Origin of the sequence: Candidatus Limnocylindrus sp., from assembly GCF_040397235.1 — a bacterium.
GTDB lineage: Bacteria > Chloroflexota > Limnocylindria > Limnocylindrales > Limnocylindraceae > Limnocylindrus.
The window spans coordinates 140,745-157,530 of record NZ_JBBAWH010000004.1 but is presented as its reverse complement, the minus strand read 5'-3'; the positions used below and the strand labels follow the sequence as shown (position 1 = coordinate 157,530).

Here is a 16,786-nt window from a genome sequence, read left to right as displayed (position 1 = left end):
ACCGGCTATGAGTTCGCCTACCTCGATGAGCCAACCTACGTGCTGCCAGAGACGAACCGTGACGGTTCGGTCTGGACGACGACGCTGGTGATCTTGGCCGGCCTCACCGCTGCGGCCAGCATCGGTCTCCGGGTGCGAGGTGCCAGGCGCGCCTAGGTCTCCTCTGTGCCGAGCGCCGACCTCCGTCGACGACAGGCAACACTGAAGAGCATCTAACTGGATCGATTCTGGTCGCGCTCGCTGCACGAAGCGCAGCGCTGGAGACGCGGTGTCTTGGGAAGCAGACGCTCTACCAACTGAGCTACTCCCGCGTGGGGGGTGAGGATAGCGTATGGGCCCGCCGTGCTGGCTCCGACAGGAAGGCGATGCTCAAGCACCACGAGCCATGGGGGTGCCTCGCACGGGGGATCGGGTTCGCGTGGCGATCCGTTCGAGCTGCTGGGCAACAAAGAGGGTCGCCTCCAATGGTGCCGTGGTGTTTGCAGCGCCCTCTGTGATCAGAGCGAAGTCCTCGATCATGAGTTGGAAGGGGTCAACGGGTGCGAAAGTTTCCTCGACGCCAGCCAGGGTCAGGGCGCTTGGTGCGTGCCACGAGGTGAATGCCTCGCCAGTGGTGAAGTCAATCGTGGTGTCCGAGCCCCTGACCTTAATGTGCTGTACAGGAGATCGAGTGAAGGAGACGACCGACGTTGCGCTGATTGTTTTATTGATCCGCGCCGTGAAGGAGGTTGTCATGTCAACGCCACGTGCGCCAAGCTCCCGCTCGACCGTGTCGTAGTCGATCTGCGCCATGTTTCCAGTCAGCGCCGACCAGAGATGCAGCTGATACGGGCCAAGGTCGAGCAGACTGCCACCACCCATCGCGGGGTCAAGGCGGTAGTTGTCGGGTGCATCCAGGACGAAGGAGAAGCCGGAGTCGATCGTGGTGATTGGACCGATTGCGCCACGTGCAACAAGCTCAGTGAGGCGGCGCATGCGGGGGTGCCACTTGAACCAGATCGCCTCCATCAACGTGCGCTGGCACTCGGCGGCAGTGGCGATCATGGTCTGGGCTTCACTCGTAGATGTGGCGAAGGGCTTTTCGCAGAGCACGTGCTTGCCGGCTTTGAGTGCAGCGATCACCCACGCCGCGTGCAGGTGGTTCGGAAGGCTGATGTAGACCGCATCGACCTTTGGGTCGGCGAGTAGGGCGGTGTAGTCAGAGTAGGAAGTCGTGGCACTCAACGCTCGGGCTTTAGTGAGGTCGCGAGACGCCGCTGCCTGAAGGTGTGCACCTGGGCTGGTGTGAACGGCGGGAGCGAGCGCACGGGAGGCTACATAACCCGCGCCAATGAACCCCCAGCGAAGCGGTGCCATCTAGCGGCTGATGAGCGCGGGCCGAATGAGTGCACCGGAGGTCAGTGCGGACTCCTCGGCCGCCTGCATGATCGCAACGACATCGCGTGACTGCTCAGCGGTAACGGGCATTACTGTTCCGCTCTGCAGGTATGCGCCAACGCTTGTGTGGAATGACGTGGCTGGGCGATCCATGAGGGGAATATGAGTGGCTGCACCATCCTTGTGTACCGTGATGATCGCTGGCAGATCGGCAACCGCGCCAGTCCCCGAAGTGTCCCAGTCGCCAACGATCGCCCCCTTGGTTCCAAGGACGTAGAACTTGGGCTTGCGCGCAGCGGCAAGGTCAGAATTGATGAAGGTTGCCTGCGCGTTTCCCTCAAAGTTGATGGTCACCTGCGCGTGGTCTGCATTCGTCGTGTGGTGCCAGACCCGCTTCTGATTGAGACCCGAAACGCTCTGAATCTTCGCAGGCACCACCGCCATGATCTGATCAATGAAGTGACTCCCCCAATCGAAGATCGCGCCACCTGAAACATCGGTCATTGAGTGCCATAGGGCGCACGGCTCGGAGTAACCGCCAACAAAACTTTCATAGGAGAACACCTCACCGATCTCTCCACGGTCAATCAGCGCCTTCAAGGTGATGAAATCTTGGTCGTAGCGCCGATTCTGGTAGACGACGAGCAGGAGGCGATTGGCCTTGGCCAGAGCCATCAGCTCATCGCACTCGTCTGTGGTCAGTGCCATCGGCTTCTCAAGAATGACGTTCAGGCCAAGCGTCAAGGCACGCTGTGCCCACCTAAAGTGACTGTTTGGAGGCGTGGAGATGACGACAAGGTCGATCCCGGATCGTTCAAGCATTAGTTCGGCGTCCGTGAAGGTTTGAAGGTCGGGGGAGATGGCGAGGGCGGCGCGGATGCGATCCGGATTGGTGTCACAGACCGCGGTGAGGGTTAGCCCAGGAGCCGAGCGGATCGCGCGGTGGTGCTCGTCTCCGATCGCACCATAGGCGAGGAGCCCGACCTTGAATGAGGAGTATGGCACTTGATGCTCCTTTCGGTGTTTGCGCAAGTGTAGAGAAAGTGGGTTCTAGACGTGCGGTGGAGGGGTTGAAGGGAGCCAAGCGCGGGTAAATGTGGGTGCGAGACGCTACGCTCTGGCCATGGAGTTTGAGCACCGTTGGCTCGGAAGAATCGGCTACGACGAGGCGCATGCCCTGCAGCGAGCGCTGCTGGCTGAGCGGGCTGCGGGTCGTGGTTGCGACACCCTGCTCACGTTGGAGCACGAGCCGGTGATGACCCTCGGGCGTAACGCCGACCCTACACACCTGCTCCTCGCAGAGTCGGACTACGCCGCGCGCGGCATCGCCGTGCGACACGTGGAGCGCGGCGGTGAGGTGACCTATCACGGCCCTGGACACCTGGTGATGTATCCGATCGTGGCGCTGCGCGAGAACGGCATCTCGCTGCGCGTGCACATTCGTGCGCTGGAGGCGGCGCTAATGGCCGCGTGTGCGGCGTTTGGCATTGCAGCGGAGCGGCGTGATGGAGCACCTGGTTGCTGGGTGGGCGACCGCAAGATCGGTGCGGTCGGCGTGCGCGTAGAGCGTGGTGTTGCCTGGCACGGCCTCGCTCTCAATGTTGGGCGGGATCTTGCACCGTTCGATTTAATCAATCCGTGTGGTCACGCCGGCGTCGTCTCCACCTCGATCGCCCTGGAGCAAGATTGGGCGGCGGCGGCACGCGGCGAGCGCGATTTGATTGGTGCTGCTGCACCAGATCTTCGGAGCGTGGCGGATCTCGTTGCTCGTGCATACGAGAGCGAACTTGCCGCGTACGGCACGAGCACTAGCGTTCATGTGAACAGCGCGGTTCCTGCAGCTGCCGGGGGTTCACGATGAGCGGTGATATCTGGGAGCTGCGTCGCGATGAGATCACCGGGTGGTGGTCGGCAACCGTGGTGGACCGCGAGTTTGAGCCGCAACGATTCCACGAATCGCGGACGTCGGGTGCTCGGGAAGAGGAGTGCGCTAACTGTGCACAAGCCGATGCGTCGACGGTAACGCGACGCGTGCTGCGCCAGGGCGCCTTTCACTCCGTTGGGACGCGCGCGGATGCCGCCGCAGGGGAATCTGGATTTCTCACGCTGAGCGATGTGGATCGCGCCGGCTCGTGGTCAACGTTGATCGCGCCAGGTCGCGAGCATGGTGAACTCGACGAGGTGCCGGTGGCCGTGGTTTCGGCGTTCTTGATGGCAATCCGCGATCACCTACGCAGCGCGCGCGACTTAGGCGCGACTGCGTACATTCAATATGTGCGCAACGCAGGGGGCCAGGCTGGTGCCATGACCGATCACCTCTGCTTTGAGGCCTACGACCTGCCGCAGGTGCCGCACCGACTCGCCGAAGAGATTGGTGGCGCAGCGCGCCTCTCGATTCGCGCCGGCGGCTGCGCCTACTGCCACCTCGTCGCCGATGAGTCGCAAGGCGGGCGACGCATGCTCCATCGCGATCCGTTCGGCCTGGTCGTTGCCCCATTTGCCAGCCGTTCGGCGTTTGAGACCTGGATCGTTCCGAACAACCACAGCGCCGACTTCGCCGACACCGATGCGGCGACGATCAACGGATTCGCCAGCACCCTGCAGACCGCGGTCCGGGCACTACGGGCGATCGGCATGCCGCCCTACAACCTGATGCTGCATACGGCGCCCCTGCGCGAGCGGGTCGACGGCACCTATCACTGGCACTGGGAGCTCCACCCGCGCCTCCGCCCGATCGGTGGGCTGGAACTCGCCTCAGGCATCCCCGTGGTACCGATCTCCCCTGAGGAGGCGGTTGTGGAACTGCGCCGCGCCCTGGCCTAGCCGCCCTGCTATCGTTCCGCAGCACCCGCAACGTGGTCGGCAGAGATCGGCCGGCGGGGCAAAGGAGTGAGCCATGGCACGACAGGTGATGAACGCCGAAGAGATCCGCAGGGCACTGACCCGCATCTCTCATGAAATCATTGAGAAAGAGGGGACCGAAGGTCTCGTCGTCGTTGGCATTCAGCGCCGCGGCGTACCGCTTGCCAAGATCATTGTTGACGCGATCAAAGAGCACGAAGGCGTCACCGTTGAGTCGGGGACCCTCGACATCAGCTTCTACCGCGATGATCTTTCGACGATCGCCGTTGCCCCAGTGCACCGTGGCACCTCAATCCCTGGCGACATCACCGGCAAGACGATCATCTTGGTTGACGACGTGCTCTATACGGGCCGTACGATTCGCGCCGGCCTCGACGCACTCATCGACTACGGCCGCCCAAAGGCGATCCGCCTCGTCGCACTGATTGATCGCGGCCACCGTGAGCTGCCAATTCGTGCCGATCATGTGGGGAAGAACATCCCAACGACCAGCGAAGAGGTCGTGCGCGTCTGCGTACAGGAGATCGACGGCGAAGAGCTCGTCAAGGTGGAGCTGCTCGCCGAGCATCTCGCCGCGAACGAGGCGGCCGCCAAGGCGAAGGGCTGAACCGGCACAAGGAGGGTTGACGATGGTCACCCAGGCCGCCCCGACTGAGGAGCGCAGCCGCCGCCATCTGCTTGACGTCGCCGGCCTCGATTGGCGTTCACTCCAGAAGCTCCTGGTGAGCGCGGGTGAGATGCAGCAACTCCTCGACTCTCCCGCTGGTGGCAGTGATGCCCTGCGCGGTGTCGGCGTTACCACCCTCTTCTACGAGCCCTCAACCCGCACGCGCATCTCGTTTGAAGCGGCCGCCACGGCACTGGGCGCCCGCGTCACCACCTTCAACGTCGCCACCTCGTCCGTAGGTAAGGGGGAGTCGCTGATCGATACCGTCCGCACCCTTGAGGCGCTGCGCAGCCAGGTGATCGTGCTGCGCCATGAGCGCGCTGGTGCAGCATGGCTCGCCGCACGCCACTTCGGCGGGAGCATCGTCAATGCGGGCGACGGCTGGCATGCGCATCCAACGCAGGCGCTCCTCGACCTCTCGGTGCTCTCACGGCACCTCGGTGACAGTGGCGGATCCCTTACGGGTCGACGAATCGCCATCGTCGGTGACCTGCTGCATAGCCGCGTCGCGCGCTCCAACCTGCACACGCTCACCGCAGCGGGTGCCACCGTGGTGCTGACTGGCCCTGCGTCGCTCACCACCGGATTCGCCGAACATGCGGCGTCGTTCCGCGACACGCCAGGGAGCGTGCAGCTCGTGGCAACCATTGACGAGGCGCTGCATAACGCCGATGCGGTGATGGCGCTGCGCATTCAGCGCGAACGACTCACTCCTGGCGAGCTCGATTCGCTTGAGTCGTATCGGGCCGCGTGGGGGCTGACCGAGGCGCGACTTGCTGCGCTCGCACCACACGCGCTGGTGCTGCACCCAGGGCCCATGAACGAAGGGGTCGAGATCGACCCCGACGTTGCCGACGGCCCACGCAGCCTCGTCCTGGAGCAGGTACGCGCGGGGATTCCGATGCGCATGGCCGTTTTGGCGCAGGTGGTGAGTGGGGCGCGCGCATGACCGATCTGCTGACCGCGAACTTTGCTGGTCACTGGGTGGTTGATCCCGTCGCTGAGCTCGCCGGTGTCGCAGATGTCAGCGTCGCCGCAGGTCAGGTCGTGTCGGTGACCTGGCGCGATGGCGAAGCGGCGGCACGCGCCTGCTGGGCGGCCGGTGCGAACCCTGGCCCTAGCGATCCAACCGTGGCACTCCTGCCGGCGCTGATCGACCTGCATGCCCACTTTCGACAGCCTGGGGCGAACGCGTCGGAGGATGTCGAGAGCGGCACGCGTGCCGCAGCACACGGTGGGTACGGCACCGTCGCACTGATGCCCAATACCGAGCCAGCCGCCGACAACGCCGAGACGCTTCGGGCAGCGATCGCGGGCGAGCGCCACGGCGTGCAACTCCTCTCCATTGGCGCTGCCACCGTTGGTCGAGCCGGAACGCAGGTGAGCGATGTGGCGACGCTGGTCAAGGCTGGAGCCATCGCCATCTCCGACGACGGGAGCCCCATCGCTGATCGCAATGTCTTCCGCGCTGCACTGCTCGCCGCTGCAGCTGCAGGGATTCCACTGATTGAGCATTGCGAAGAGCCGTCACTCACGGCTGGCGGTGAGGCTGCCGACGGACTCGTCGCCTCGCGACTCGGGCTGCGAGCCTGGCCCGCTGCTGGAGAGCTCCGCGCCGTCGAGAGCGCCATCGCCGTGCTGCGTGATGTTGCTACCTCTGCGCCAACAGCGCGTCTACACCTGACGCACCTCTCAACAGCGGCGGCACTCGCGGCGGTACGTTCTGCACAGGGTGAGGGTCTAGCGCTCACCTGTGATGTCACGCCGCACCACATCGCGCTGACCGATGCGTGGATTGCTGGCGATCGACGCTGGGCATGGGAGGTTGCGAGTGGTCACGAGTTCCTCACCCCAACCGCTGATGCCTTCGATTCGAACCTGCGCGTCTGTCCGCCACTGCGCGCCTTTGGCGATGCGGCCGCCTGCCGCGAGGCGCTCCGTAGCGGCACCGCACTCGCAATCGGCACTGACCATGCGCCGCACTCGCGCGAGAAGAAGGAGGTGGAGTTCGGACTTGCCGCCAATGGGATCGCCGGCATCGAGACGAGCCTCAGCGTTGCGCTCGCCGCGCATCGCGCAGGGGAACTCTCACTGGCGACGATCGTTGCTGCTCTTACGACAGGGCCAGCGCGACTGCTCGGTGTCGCCGCAGCGGGTGTGACTCCGGGTGCTGTGGCATCGCTCGTACAGATTGATCTCGCAGCGAGTTGGTGTCCGAGCCGCGCAACGTTGCAGGGGCGCAGCATCAACACGCCGCTGGTTGGGCGAGAGCTCCCTGGCGTGGTGCAGCTGACCGTTCTAGAGGGCCGCCAGGCCTATAAGAGGTACGTCGCGAAGTGCGCCACAATAGTCCCATGAGCACCACACCTACACCCGAGGTCATGCCCGAATACAAAGGGGGGCCACTCAACGCCGACCGCGGCCCCGGCCTCGGCTGCTTCTGGATTCAGGCGGTGGCGCTCGTCATCGCGATGATCATGGCGCCGCTCTCGGCGGTGCTGAACTGGCCCGCCCCGATTGCGATCGGGCTCCTCTTCCTTGTGGTGATCCTCCTCCTCCTCGTGGGGCAGACCTCGATCTTCCTGCTGCGCCTCGTGGCGGCCGACCGGAAGGGGCGCCGCGCACCGATGCGGAGCGCCACGAAGACGGTGGGACAGCTTGAGGATGAGTCGAAGGACGACAAGGGGAGCGGCGGCGTGGGAGAATCCCGCTAATGCCAGTGCTTGCAACCTACTTCTCGATTCGACGGGGGCGCGACCCCTTCTTTAAGTTTTTCATGCGCACCCTCTTCCCGCGCACGGTGAAGGAGTACGAGAAGAAGTTCGGCATTAAGTTCATCGGCTGGTACAACGTGGCGCACGGTTGGGACTTTGACAACGTGATCATGTTCGACCTACCCGACTACGCCACCCTCGACAAGCTCGAAGCCGACGAATCGTCACGCGCCCTCGGCCATCGCGCGGGCGAGTGGATGTTCGAGCGCCATCACTCCATGTTCCTGCGCGAGCGACTCTCTTCAGATCTGGAGTACACGGGCTGATGATCTTCGGTCGAAAGCCAAAGGTTGAGGCTCTCCCGGTAGAAGGGACGCCCGTGATCTCGCAAGATGCTGCGCGCCGTTACGCCGACGCCGCCGAAGCGGCAGGCTCCGAGCGAATGCTGGCGATTGAACATGCGACCGAGCGGCTGAGCCGCTACCTACGCGAGCACCGCAACGTGTTGCAGAGCGCAGGCCCACTCATCCTCGCGGGCACGGCTGACGCCGCAGAGCTCGTGTTGGAGGAAGAGGGCGGCTTCACCATGAGCTCAACCGATGCTGAGGGCGTTGCCTCGATGGACCGCGTCAGCATCTCTGAGGTGGTGGAGCTCTGGGGCGCCGCTGACCTTTACGACCGAATTGAGGCGGCACTGCGTGCAGCCGCTGGACTTGCGCCACGACCAACCGGTGCGATCGTGGCGGGCCTCGGCGTGGCCGGGGACGACCGCGCGTCGGTCTGATTCGCGATGGGCAGCACGCCCGTCGCCGGTGAACTTCTCGCGATTGGCGAACTAGCCCCTGGGCGCATCTCCCTAGAGTTCCGCGCACCAAACCTGATCGCCGCACTGCGCCCTGGTCACGCGCTCCACCTGGTACGTCCGGAGTCGGGCGGCTATCGCGTGCGTCGCGTCGCTCCCGTCTCGCGCGTCGACCTCATTCGCGGGAGCGTTGAGGTTGCGCTGCAGCCACGAGCCGATGGCGGCCAAGACGCACTCGCCGGGCTACGCATTGGCGAAGTCATTGAACTGATCGGACCGATCGGTCAGCCGATCCTGATCAATAAGGCCACGATGCGACTACTGCTCATCGCCGACGGCGAAGGGTTCGCCTGGGTCCGTGCGCTGGCAATTGCTGCTACGAGTGCGGGGATCAGTGTGACGATGCTCCAGCAGGCGGAGACGGCGGCTGACCTGCCACCAGCCAGCCTCCTCCCCGATGTTGTGGAGATCGTCGCCGCTACGAGCGATGGCAGCATCGGCCACCGCGGCACCGTCGCCGACCTGCTCGCCGAATACGCCGCCTGGGCGGATCAGGCGGTCGTCGCAGGTGCCGCCGACATTCGAGCCGCTGCAACATCTGCCGCCCTTCGGCGCCGCACCGCAGATCGCACCACGGCAAGTGGCAAGCCTGCACGCGCCCGCACCGCGCCTGCTGGCGACCGTGCGCCGTGGCTCCAAGCGCTGCTGGCACACGAGATCGGCTGTGGCATTGGCGCCTGCGGTGGCTGCACCGTGGCAACGCGCGCCGGCCAGGTGCGCCTCTGTCGCGAAGGTCCAGCGGTCGACGCAATCGGCTCCGCATCGAAGGGTGGTGCATAAGTGCCCCCACGCAAGCGCACGAAGGTGGCTGCGCCGCGCACGAGCCGAACCGCGCAGATTGCGGTGCAGGCGAACGAACGCATCAATCCGCTCACCGTTGACCTTGCCGTCACCCTTGGCACCGAGCACCCGCTACGACTGGAGCGACCGATTGTTGTCGCCAGTGGGCCACTCGGCTTTGGTAACGAGGCTGGTGGCGCAATTGACCTGCGAGAGGTCGGCCTCTTCGTTGTGCGCGGCATCTCACTACGACCACGCTTTGGCGGCCTGATGCCACGGCTGGTGGAGGTGCCTGGCGGCCTGATGCATGCGGTGAACCGCGAGAATCCGGGTGCTGATGAGGTGATTGATCGACACGGCGCAAGTTGGCGCTCCGCTCCGTGCGCAGTTGCCCTCTCCCTCGTCGCCTCCTCGGTGAAGGAGCTTGCACAGCTGATCGCCCGAGTGGAACGGCGTGCCGACGAGCTCGGCATCGCGGCGCTCGAGATTGATCTCACCGCCCCGTGTGACGGCCTCGATGGTGGCCGATGGGAGTCTTCGGCGGATGAGTCGCTGCGCCTGATTGACACGGCACGCGGCGCGACCGACCGACCACTCATCGCGAAGGTCTCGTCGGCGGCGAGTGAGCTTCGCCGTTTGGCGAGCGAATCAATCGATGCGGGGATTGATGTCCTCTCTGTGAGCGGATCACCGCACGGCTTTCTCCCTGATCGCGCGCGGCGTGGGCCAGCCTTAGCGGCGGGCATCGGTGAACTCTCTGGGCCGCTGGTGCGCCCCGTCGCACTCGCGGCGATCGCTGAGGCGGCGAGTGGTGCCGGTGCGCCGATCATTGGCGGGGGAGGGATCGGCTCACCGGCCGATGCTCTCGACGCCTTCGCTGCGGGCGCAAGCGCAGTGAGTCTTGGAACCGCACTCTGGGCAGACCCGCGACTCCCTGGAGCGGTGGGTGATTCGCTGCGGCGTGCTGTGGCTGCCCGTGGTGAGACCAGCGTTCTCGCGCTGCGCGGGAGCGCGCTAGGCTCTCGCCATGAGTGAACCACTTCGCCCACTGCGCGAGTCACTGACGCCGCCCACCGGCTACCCCGCCGCCCCGGTTGATCCGCGTGATCGCGCAGCAACGGCGCAGCGAATCGAGGGCCTGCTGCTTGCCACCGGCGCGCTGCAACGCGGCCACTTCCTGCTGAAGAGCGGACGCCATGGCGACCAGTACCTCGAGAAGTGGTCGCTCCTGCAGCATCCATCTGCCGCTGCAGAGATCACGCATGCACTCGCCGTGCAGAGCCTTGAGAACGTTCAGGCGCTTGGTGGTGACATTGACCTCGTCGTTGGGCCAACTACGGGCGGCGTCCTGTTGGCATATGAGGTGGGCCGACTCCTCGGGGTGCGCGGCCTCTTCGCTGAGGAGGTGCGTGGCACCGACGGCGCCACGCGTCGCGAGTTCCGTCGTGGCTTTCAGATTCCACCACGTGCTCGCGTCCTGTTGGTTGATGACATTCTGACGACGGGCGGGTCACTGCAGGCACTCCTCCCGCCGCTCTATGCCGCGGGTGCCCATCCGATCGCCGCCGCGGTTGTGGCAAGTCGCACGCCGGGGCTCAGCTCCATTGAGGCAGAGGGACGAGATCCAATTCCACTGATCGCTGGGATCACGCTGAACTTGCCGACATATGAGCCAGCTGACTGCCCACTCTGCGCGGCGGGGGAGCCGATCGGCGCCCCTGGGAGCAGTGGGCGCTAGTTAGTTCGCGGCGAGTTCGGCGAGCGCAGCGTCGAGCTCCTCTGGGCTAACGATCCCCTCGAGGGAGCGCAGGATGCGCCCGTCGCCTCCGACCGTAAAGATCCATGGCTCAACCGGCACCTGCCACGCCGTGACGATGCTCGTCGCCTGAAGCCCTCCGCCGGTTGCAAGTACCGGGAGCAAGCGGGTGCCGTTCCAACTCATCTGATACGGCTCAACGTGCAGCATCACGACCCCCGGATGTCGATCGGCAGCGTCCTTCAAAAGTGTGAGTGTTGGCCCACACGCCTGTGAGACACAGAACGCCGGCGAGGCGAAGGCGATGAGGAAGGGGGTGCCTGTTGCAAGGAGCTCTGTGGCTGAGTTCGTGTAGAAGTCGGCGCGTGGCTCTGTATCTGTTGATACGCCCGCAACGCCCTGTGGGCTTGTGGCTGCGATCGGTGTCACCACGTTCGGCGCCGCATCACCTGGACGCGGTGCAGTGCCATTTGCCTGCACGAAGGAGGTGAAGCGGACGAGCACCGTAGCGCCAGCGGCGTCAGTGCCACTGATGACGAGTCCGATCTCACGCGCGCCAACGGGGATTTCGGTGGTGCCGATGAAGAAGCCGCGTACGTCGGTGATCGCCCATGCGAAGGGGAGTGGCGATGAAGCGGCGAGCGGTGTGCAGCCGTCGGTAGTGATGTCGAAGATTTCGCTCTTCAGCGTCCAGGCGGGGGAGCCGAGTGGGAAGCTGGCGCCGTCGATGAGTCCGAGGATGAGTCGAGTTGCACCAGGGGCAAGGTCGCTATTTACCAGCATGGGGAGTGGCCCAGTGGAGCTCGCCTGACCCGCGGCTGGCCATACGTCGGTGCAGCCGCTCCTAGCGCTTCCGCCACCGCTGGCGCTGGGGGAGGGGGTGTCGCCACCGCAGGCGACGAGCGCCACACAGAGGGTGGCGAGAACGGTGCTCTGCAGGTATTTCTTCACATACTCAGTATATCCCACGTTTCTGGGGCTCGGCGTACCATCTACGTATGAAGAGTTTCCGCGCAACACTACGAATTCTGCTCGGTGCCACGATCGGCCTCGTGGTGATCGGCGTCATCGTTCGTGCAACGGAGTCGGGGATGGGCTGCCCAGATTGGCCCCTCTGCTACGGTCAGGTGATCCCGCCAACGACTGATTCAGGCGACGTCATTGCCTATAAGGCGTGGCTCGAGTGGATCCACCGCACCATCGCGGCGGTGATTGGACTGATCGTTCTGGCGTTAGTCTTCATCGCGCTGCGAAACCTGAAGGGCCGCCGATCGCTGCAGGGGGCCTCAATCGCCCTCCTCGCGCTCGTCCTCTTCCAGGCCTGGCTCGGACGTCAAACCGTTCTTGAATCTAACTCAGGGGCATCTGTGACCGCGCATCTCGCCTCGGCGATGGCTTTCGTCGGGTTGCAAGTTTGGATGCTTGCCAGGAGTGGATACGATGAAACCCTCGCCGGTATTCGCCGCGCGAGCGGGAGCGTCGTGGCACCAATCGTTGCCGCGGGAGCCATCTACGCGCTGCTCCTCTTCGGCTCGAATGTGACGGGCACCGACACGGGCCTGCTCTACCCGGACTGGCCACTGATGGGTGGCACCCTCTTTCCGCCAATTACCGAACTCTCGACGCCGATGATCGTGCACCGCTACGCGACCGCGATTGTGGCGCTCATCCTGATCTCGGCGCTCTGGATCGTTCGCCGCGAGAAGGGGAGTCCTGCTCGCGTCCGCCAACTGCTCACCTACGCCGCAGTGGTCTTCACCGTGCAGTGCGTGATCGGTGCCATTCAGATCTTCACGAAGCTCGCACCGTGGACTCAGACGCTCCATGTCGCCCTCGCAACCATGATCTGGATCCTGACCGTCGGCGCCGCGTCCATCGCACTGCTTGAGGGGCGTGGCGCGGGTCGCAGCTTAGCCGTCGCAGCAGAGCGCGCGCCACAGACTCGTCGTGAGACGCTCGCCGCCTACATCGCACTGACGAAGCCGCGGATCGTCGAGCTGCTACTGATTACCACCGTTCCGGCCATGCTCCTCGCAGCGCAGGGATTTCCGCCAATCACGCTCATTGCCGCCACGCTCGTTGGTGGGAGCCTCAGTGCGGCGAGTGCCAACGTCTTCAACTGCATTATTGACGCCGATATCGACGCGCAGATGGCGCGTACCGCCGCACGCCCGCTCGTCACCGGCCGTATCAGTGTTGGCGCGGCACTCCTCTTTGCGAGCACTCTTGGCGTTGCGAGCTTTATCTTTCTGGCGCTGACGACAACGATCATGGCGGCGTTCATCTCGCTTCTCGCCATCGCCTTCTACGTGCTCATCTATACGTTGATCCTGAAGCGCTCAACCCCACAGAACATCGTGATTGGTGGAGCGGCGGGTGCCCTTCCACCGGTGATCGGCTGGGCCGCGGTGACGGGCGATATCTCGCTGGTGCCGATCCTCCTCTTCGCCCTCGTCTTCTACTGGACGCCGCCACACTTCTGGGCGCTCGCACTGCGCATCGGTCCCGACTACGCCGCCGCGGGGGTGCCGATGCTCCCCGTCACCGCTGGACCAGTAGAGACTGCGCGGCAGATCTGGCTCTATACGATTCTTCTTGTGGCAATGAGCCTGATGCTTTGGGCGGTGGCTGGGATGGGCCTCGTCTATCTAGGAGTCGCCGTAGTGGGCGGCGGGATCTTTCTGCTGCGCGCCTGGCGCCTGCGCAGCGATGTGCTCGGCGATGGACTGCTGCGTGGCGCGACGCGCCTCTATCGCTTCTCGATCAGCTACCTCACGCTGATCTTCGCCGCGATCGCGATCGACTCAATCCTGCCGCGCTAACGGCAAGGCCTTAGCGTCGATCGGCCGCCGCTGCCTGTCGCTCCGCGCGACCGCCACGATCAAGTCTGCCGAGCCAGAACTGCACCTGCGGCCCGATGGTGAAGGCGAACCAGATCGTGCCGAAGCCGAAGGTGCCACCGAGCACGATCCCCAAGACGCCCACCACGACCTCAATGGCGGTGCGCATCTTCCAGATCGGTTGTCCGGTGCGGTGGTGGAGCCCGGTCATCAGACCGTCGCGCGGTCCAGGGCCGTTACCGCTGCCAATGTAGATGCCGGAGCCGATGCCAACGATCGCAGTGCCAGCGATGGCGAGTGCACCAGCGAGCAGTGGCGCTGTGGCGATCTCTGCTGCGGGCGGGACGCCAGCAAGGGCGAGGAGGGCAAGCTCCACGTTCATCATCCAGCCGATCACCACGATGTTGCTGAGGGTCCCCAATCCAGGGCGCTGTCGAAGGGGGATCCAGAGAAGCAGCACGAAGATGCCGCTGAGCTGGGCGGCGGTGCCGATCTGAATGCCAAGCTGAAAGCTCAGTCCTTGATGCAGGATCTCCCATGACGGCAGTCCGACTCCTGCCGCAAGCATGAAGACGAGTCCTGTGGCGAAGACCACCTGACCAGCGATGGATTGCGGGAAGCGCTTCAGCGCATCGGCGGTGATCGCTTGCGAGAGCCAGTTGCTGCGCGGTGTGGTCATGCGATCCCCCTTACTGCGGCGTGGCTGCTGCGCGGCGAAGGCGGTCCGCAATTGCCGAACCGAGGCCGCCCTCAGGATAGGGGGCGGCGATGATTCTCGCGGCGGGTACTGCACGGCGGATCAGATTGGCCTCAAGTTCATGCAGTCGCTCGAAGAGGTGGGCGGCGGCGGCGACTGGATCCAGCGTTTCGGAGAGCGCAACGCTCGCATAAACGGTGACCCCCGCAGCCGCGGCGAGCGCCTCCAGGCGCGTGAGGGCTGCACGATCTGGTGCGAGGAGTGCGCACTCTGTAACGCCAGGAGGGAACGTCGTCGTTACCAAAAGAAGCGGGACCATCGGCGCATAGTGCGACTCGGTCATACCGGGCGCCTGCAGCCGCACGCCAGGCTGCGCCGTTGGTGCAGCAGCAACGGCGCCGCCGTGATCGGCGAGCACACGTGCGAGATCCTCAAGGGGGATGCCGCCGTGCCGCAAGAGGCGCGCAGGCCCGGCACTGTCAAGCGCGACCACGCTCGACTCAACGCCAATCTCCGTTGCCTCGCCGAGCAGCACGGCGTCAATGCGTCCATCGAGCTGTTCGAGCACATGGTCGGCGGTGGTGGGCGAGAGGCGACCGAAGCGATTCGCGCTTGGTGCAGCAATCGGCGTTCCCGCCGCGCGAATCAGTGCCAGCGCCGTCTCGTGTCGCGGCAGGCGCACGCCAACAGTCTCGAGCCCGGCACGCACCAAGCCAGGCACCTCAGGTCGCGCCGCGGCAACGATCGTGAGTGCTCCTGGCCAGAAGGCATCTGCAAGAAGTGTGATGCGCGGATCGGCGAGCGCAGCGTCGGTGAAGAGGTGGGTTAGATCGGCGCGATCGGCGATGTGCACGATGAGCGGGTCAAAGGTTGGGCGACCCTTCGCCTCAAAGATGCGCGCGACCGCTGGCGCATCAAACGCGCTCGCTCCGAGTCCGTAGACCGTCTCGGTGGGGAAGGCGACGAGGCCGCCAGCCCAAATGATCGCCGCGGCACGCGGCATTGACTCGGCGGCGGAGTGTGGCGTTCGTGCGCGCAGGCGTTCGGTGATCACGCCGGTCGCGCCACGTCAATCATCAGCGCGGCGTGATCCGATGGCGACTCACCCTTGCGTCCGTCACGGTCCACACCGCTGCTCACGATCGCACCAGCGCGTGGCTCCACGAGCAGGTGATCGATGCGCATCCCCCAGCCGCGGTGGAAGGCGCCGCCGCGGTAGTCCCACCAGGTGAACGGTGCACGCTCCCCATCAGGGGCGACGGCCTGCGCCGCATCAAGCAGCCCAAGGTCAACGAGGGCGTTCCAAGCGCCGCGCTCCCGTGGGGTGACATGTGTGGCGCCGACCAGTGCGGCTGGGTCCCACACATCGGCATCGGTCGGAGCCACATTGAAATCACCGCCCAGAAGTAGCGGGGCAGGCTCGGCGATGCGCGCCGCCGACCAGGCGCGCAGTGCGCCGTACCAGTGCAGCTTGGCGTGGAAGTGTGGCGCGTCCACCTCGCGTCCATTCGGCGCGTAGACCGACGCAACGCGCAGGCCGCCACAAATGGCACTGATCAGGCGCGGCTCACTGAGCAGGTCGGGAAGTGTGGCGTCGCCTCCCTGCGGCGCGTAGTCGGCGATGCTCTCCTGCACCTCGCTGAGGCCGTGTCGCGATGCGATCAAGACGCCGTTGCGCCCACCTGCGCCGAGGGCGGCAACTTCGTAGGAACGCGTCGAGAAGAGCCCTTCTGGAATCTGGGAGGGGTCGCACTTCGTCTCCTGCAGCAGCACGATGTCTGGCTGCGCTGAATCGAGCCAGGCGGCGACGCGCTCAGCGCGGGCGCGAAGGCCGTTGACGTTCCAGGTGGCGATGCGCAGGGTGGGTGCGGTCATGGGTGCCCCAGGCGCTAGGAGCGAGGTCCGCGCAAGATTGCGCCGATGATTCCCGCGTCGAGTGGCGCGCCCTCCTCGCCGGTGGGATCTGACTCTTCTGTGATGGGGTGGAGTCCGAGTGCGGTGAGTGCGGCAATAGCCGTCTGCAGCTGCGCGTCGGGGACGCCGAGGTGGAGCGATCCGTCTGACTCCGGGGCGCCCATGATCCCGTCAACAGGGATACCCGCCGCGGCGAGCGCAGAGGTAACGGCGGCTAGGCTGCCGACCTTCGGGGAGACCGCAACGGTAAACCAGCCGCTCATGCGCCAATCATAGGGGTGGAGCTGCGCCGACGGGTGCGATCCGGGCGCACCCCC

19 protein-coding genes are annotated in these 16,786 nt (G+C 65.0%); 12 read left to right on the top strand and 7 right to left on the bottom strand.

The genetic code is table 11. The features are described 5' to 3' along the window. Positions 1-369: 369 nt before the first annotated feature. Entirely contained in the window at positions 370-1,356 is a 987-nt protein-coding gene (locus AC3LB0_RS04860; protein WP_488650037.1) for a Gfo/Idh/MocA family protein, read from the bottom strand. Then, complete coding sequence (locus AC3LB0_RS04855) at positions 1,357-2,382, bottom strand: Gfo/Idh/MocA family protein (RefSeq protein ID WP_488650036.1); 1,026 nt, start codon at positions 2,380-2,382, stop codon at positions 1,357-1,359. A gap of 118 nt (positions 2,383-2,500) precedes the next feature. Here AC3LB0_RS04855 and lipB point away from each other — a divergent pair, with 118 nt between their 5' ends. From lipB to AC3LB0_RS04800, 11 genes are all read left to right on the top strand, one after another. Then, the gene (gene lipB / locus AC3LB0_RS04850) at positions 2,501-3,238 is read left to right on the top strand and encodes a lipoyl(octanoyl) transferase LipB (protein ID WP_488650035.1); all 738 of its coding nucleotides are present in this window, start codon (positions 2,501-2,503) and stop codon (positions 3,236-3,238) included. Beyond that, positions 3,235-4,200 (top strand): galactose-1-phosphate uridylyltransferase, encoded by a 966-nt coding sequence (locus tag AC3LB0_RS04845; RefSeq protein WP_488650034.1) that lies wholly within the window; start codon positions 3,235-3,237, stop codon positions 4,198-4,200. The genes lipB and AC3LB0_RS04845 overlap by 4 nt, the downstream gene beginning before the upstream one ends. 73 nt (positions 4,201-4,273) lie before the next feature. After that, the gene (gene pyrR, locus AC3LB0_RS04840; RefSeq protein ID WP_488650033.1) at positions 4,274-4,846 is read left to right on the top strand and encodes a bifunctional pyr operon transcriptional regulator/uracil phosphoribosyltransferase PyrR; all 573 of its coding nucleotides are present in this window, start codon (positions 4,274-4,276) and stop codon (positions 4,844-4,846) included. Positions 4,847-4,868: 22 nt separating this feature from the next. Continuing rightward, complete coding sequence (locus tag AC3LB0_RS04835) at positions 4,869-5,855, top strand: aspartate carbamoyltransferase catalytic subunit (RefSeq protein ID WP_488650032.1); 987 nt, start codon at positions 4,869-4,871, stop codon at positions 5,853-5,855. Beyond that, the gene (locus AC3LB0_RS04830; protein WP_488650031.1) at positions 5,852-7,264 is read left to right on the top strand and encodes a dihydroorotase; all 1,413 of its coding nucleotides are present in this window, start codon (positions 5,852-5,854) and stop codon (positions 7,262-7,264) included. The genes AC3LB0_RS04835 and AC3LB0_RS04830 overlap by 4 nt, the downstream gene beginning before the upstream one ends. Then, positions 7,261-7,620, top strand: coding sequence for a hypothetical protein (locus tag AC3LB0_RS04825; RefSeq protein ID WP_488650030.1), 360 nt, complete (start codon positions 7,261-7,263; stop codon positions 7,618-7,620). Before AC3LB0_RS04830 ends, AC3LB0_RS04825 begins: the two co-directional genes overlap by 4 nt. Beyond that, positions 7,620-7,946 carry a hypothetical protein gene (locus tag AC3LB0_RS04820; RefSeq protein ID WP_488650029.1) on the top strand — a complete coding sequence of 109 codons (327 nt, stop codon included), beginning with the start codon at positions 7,620-7,622 and terminating at the stop codon, positions 7,944-7,946. Before AC3LB0_RS04825 ends, AC3LB0_RS04820 begins: the two co-directional genes overlap by 1 nt. Beyond that, positions 7,946-8,404 carry a hypothetical protein gene (locus tag AC3LB0_RS04815; protein ID WP_488650028.1) on the top strand — a complete coding sequence of 153 codons (459 nt, stop codon included), beginning with the start codon at positions 7,946-7,948 and terminating at the stop codon, positions 8,402-8,404. Before AC3LB0_RS04820 ends, AC3LB0_RS04815 begins: the two co-directional genes overlap by 1 nt. 6 nt (positions 8,405-8,410) lie before the next feature. Beyond that, positions 8,411-9,262 carry an iron-sulfur cluster-binding protein gene (locus AC3LB0_RS04810; protein ID WP_488650027.1) on the top strand — a complete coding sequence of 284 codons (852 nt, stop codon included), beginning with the start codon at positions 8,411-8,413 and terminating at the stop codon, positions 9,260-9,262. Beyond that, the gene (locus AC3LB0_RS04805) at positions 9,263-10,297 is read left to right on the top strand and encodes a beta/alpha barrel domain-containing protein (protein ID WP_488650026.1); all 1,035 of its coding nucleotides are present in this window, start codon (positions 9,263-9,265) and stop codon (positions 10,295-10,297) included. Continuing rightward, entirely contained in the window at positions 10,290-11,000 is a 711-nt protein-coding gene (locus AC3LB0_RS04800) for a phosphoribosyltransferase family protein (protein ID WP_488650025.1), read from the top strand. Before AC3LB0_RS04805 ends, AC3LB0_RS04800 begins: the two co-directional genes overlap by 8 nt. On the opposite strand, the gene AC3LB0_RS04795 is transcribed toward AC3LB0_RS04800, so the two are convergent. Then, entirely contained in the window at positions 11,001-11,969 is a 969-nt protein-coding gene (locus AC3LB0_RS04795) for a hypothetical protein (protein WP_488650024.1), read from the bottom strand. It lies immediately after the preceding gene. A 47-nt stretch (positions 11,970-12,016) separates the two neighbouring features. On the opposite strand from AC3LB0_RS04795, the gene AC3LB0_RS04790 reads away from it, so the two are divergent. Continuing rightward, positions 12,017-13,840 carry a heme o synthase gene (locus AC3LB0_RS04790; RefSeq protein ID WP_488650023.1) on the top strand — a complete coding sequence of 608 codons (1,824 nt, stop codon included), beginning with the start codon at positions 12,017-12,019 and terminating at the stop codon, positions 13,838-13,840. Positions 13,841-13,850: 10 nt separating this feature from the next. Here the strand turns inward: AC3LB0_RS04790 and AC3LB0_RS04785 are convergent, their stop codons facing one another. The 4 genes from AC3LB0_RS04785 to AC3LB0_RS04770 are packed head-to-tail and all read right to left on the bottom strand — an operon-like array spanning position 13,851 to position 16,732. Next, on the bottom strand, positions 13,851-14,537 hold the full coding sequence (locus AC3LB0_RS04785; protein WP_488650022.1) for a YczE/YyaS/YitT family protein: 687 nt from the start codon (positions 14,535-14,537) through the stop codon (positions 13,851-13,853). 10 nt (positions 14,538-14,547) lie between these two features. Beyond that, complete coding sequence (locus tag AC3LB0_RS04780) at positions 14,548-15,609, bottom strand: L-threonylcarbamoyladenylate synthase (RefSeq protein ID WP_488650021.1); 1,062 nt, start codon at positions 15,607-15,609, stop codon at positions 14,548-14,550. Beyond that, a complete protein-coding gene (locus AC3LB0_RS04775; protein ID WP_488650043.1) occupies positions 15,606-16,415 on the bottom strand; it encodes an exodeoxyribonuclease III in 810 nt (269 codons plus the stop codon). Before AC3LB0_RS04775 ends, AC3LB0_RS04780 begins: the two co-directional genes overlap by 4 nt. A 29-nt stretch (positions 16,416-16,444) precedes the next feature. Next, positions 16,445-16,732, bottom strand: coding sequence for a hypothetical protein (locus AC3LB0_RS04770; protein WP_488650020.1), 288 nt, complete (start codon positions 16,730-16,732; stop codon positions 16,445-16,447). Positions 16,733-16,786 lie beyond the last annotated feature (54 nt).